Below are 2,088 nucleotides of genomic sequence, written 5' to 3' on the forward strand. Positions count from 1 at the left end.
CAAGTAGAGACCTTCCTGCAGGAGCACGGCATCGAATCATCACGCATCGGCGGAACGATGAAGCACGTAACGGGAAATCCGGCTCAATACGCAGGAATGCTGAAGTCAGGGAAAGTCGACATCGCAGTCGCTCCTGAACCTTGGGCTGCGGTCATCCAGCAGGAAACCGGAGCGAAAGTCATCATCGACCATGACGAAATCTCATTCGGTAAAACACTGCCGGCGTCCGTCCTTGTCGCTTCCGGAAGTTCAGTAGAAGAGAATCCTGAAAGAATCCAAAGCATTGTGGACGCACACAAGCAGGCAACAGATTTCATTGCTGAAAACCCTGAAGAAGCGAAAGAAATCACCATTAACGATATTAAAGAAGTAACCAAACAGGAACTAAGCAAAGAAGTCGTCGACCAGGCATGGGAACGCATCGGATTTACCTACAAAGTGGATTCTGAAGCCGTCCAGGCATTCGCCGACTCATCGTACGAACTCAAATTTCTTAAAGAAAAACCAGCATTCACAGACCTGATCGACAAACAATTCATCGACTAATCACAGGCCCGTCCCGCACTGTTTTAACTCAATGCAGGGACGGACCTTTTTTGTAAAAAGGAGAAGATGGTTATGAAGGTTACGTTAGGACTAACGATCATGATGATGTTGATGGCAGTTCTTGGAGGATGCGGGGGTAAAGAAGATGTGGAAGCATCGTTTCCAATGAGCGTCGAGATTGGTGAACTGGAAGCTGTAAATCAGGATGATGCGAAGGTCAGGTTATCTGAGTTAAATCAAGATAAGATCATGATAGCCGACTTTATCTTCACGAACTGTGAAACGGTCTGTCTGCCAATGACGGCGAATATGGCGAAACTGCAGTCAGAAATCAAGAAAGCCGGCTTGGATGATGACGTCCAGCTCGTATCGATTTCAATCGACCCTGAGATGGACACCCCGGAGACATTGACCGAATACAGCAAACGCCACAGCGCTGACTACAATAATTGGACGTTCCTCACCGGCTATTCTCGTGAGGAAATTGAAACATTTGCGAACGTATCGTTCAAAACACCTGCTGCCAAAGTGGAGGGCTCGGATCAATTTGTCCATGCGACCTCGTTTTTCCTGGTAAGTGAATCGGGTACACTCCTCAATAAGTACGAAGGCGTATCGGATCCCCCATTTGATGACATCATCAAAGACATCAATAAGCTGAAATAAAAAATAAGCTTGATTTCCGCCGCAATCATCCGGCGGAAATCAAGCTTTTATTGTAGCAGCCACTCATAAAAACCCGAATCCATCAACACTTGCCGGTCTTTTGGCCCAGCCCCGCTAAATAAAATCCGGAGACCTTCCTGCTTCAATACATATACGAGATCAACCAAAGCAGACAGGCCAAATCGATTGTCGAATTTAAGGCGGCTGATATCAAATGTGATGGTTTCGAAGCTTTTAAATTGGTGCTTATAATATAATAAGAACTCATCGATTTTTTCAATTGTGGATGAATCAAGCTGACCGGTAAGAGCAACCTGCATCGTACCCGAGTATAAGGAAGCATCTATCTTCAAGCTTTCTGAATAAAGACGAGTGTGACCCATATTGATAAAAAGATCTTTCCCTAAAATAGGCTGATGGAAGAAACATATTTCCCGATTTACTGAAAGATTCATAGGAAGCACCTCAATCTTTTGTAGTTACGTTTCGCAGTATAGTTATTTTTACCCACAAATACTTTCATCAAACATAAATTATGAGATTTTTCCCCTAATTAGTAAGAAATGATAATGTTTCCATTTTAGTTGCAATGACATCCCACTCCACAGTCTATATTAATAAAAAAAGGGTTGAACCCTATTACCGGTTCAACCCCTGCCTACATTTAACGTTCACTCTATAGAATTACAGTCTCATTTAACGGTATCCGGATAAAGAAAGTTGTTTTTTCAGCATTGGATTGACAGGAAATGTCCCCGTCATGCTTTTCAATCAGCTTTCTGCAAATAAATAATCCGATTCCCGTCCCGAGTTCCTTCGTGGTGTAGAAAGGTTCAAAGATGGCGTTGATGGTTTCGTTCTGAATCTGAGGTCCAT

4 protein-coding genes are annotated in these 2,088 nt (G+C 43.5%); 2 read left to right on the forward strand and 2 right to left on the reverse strand.

Annotated features, from left to right (window positions below; translation table 11 throughout):
- Both HP456_RS23235 and HP456_RS23240 read left to right on the forward strand, forming a co-directional pair.
- On the forward strand, positions 1–546 hold a 546-nt coding region (locus HP456_RS23235; RefSeq protein ID WP_172255470.1), incomplete at its 5' end, for an ABC transporter substrate-binding protein.
- 72 nt (positions 547–618) lie between these two features.
- The gene (locus tag HP456_RS23240; protein WP_172255472.1) at positions 619–1,212 is read left to right on the forward strand and encodes an SCO family protein; all 594 of its coding nucleotides are present in this window, start codon (positions 619–621) and stop codon (positions 1,210–1,212) included.
- Between the two features lie 47 nt (positions 1,213–1,259).
- Here HP456_RS23240 and HP456_RS23245 read toward each other — a convergent pair whose 3' ends face one another.
- Together HP456_RS23245 and HP456_RS23250 are read right to left on the reverse strand one after the other, a co-directional pair.
- Complete coding sequence (locus tag HP456_RS23245) at positions 1,260–1,667, reverse strand: STAS domain-containing protein (RefSeq protein ID WP_172255474.1); 408 nt, start codon at positions 1,665–1,667, stop codon at positions 1,260–1,262.
- A gap of 221 nt (positions 1,668–1,888) precedes the next feature.
- The coding region (locus HP456_RS23250; RefSeq protein ID WP_172255476.1) for an ATP-binding protein at positions 1,889–2,088 on the reverse strand (200 nt) is incomplete at its 5' end.

The sequence above is a fragment of the Bacillus haikouensis genome (assembly GCF_013179555.1).
GTDB classification, from domain to species: domain Bacteria; phylum Bacillota; class Bacilli; order Bacillales; family Bacillaceae_B; genus Rossellomorea; species Rossellomorea haikouensis_A.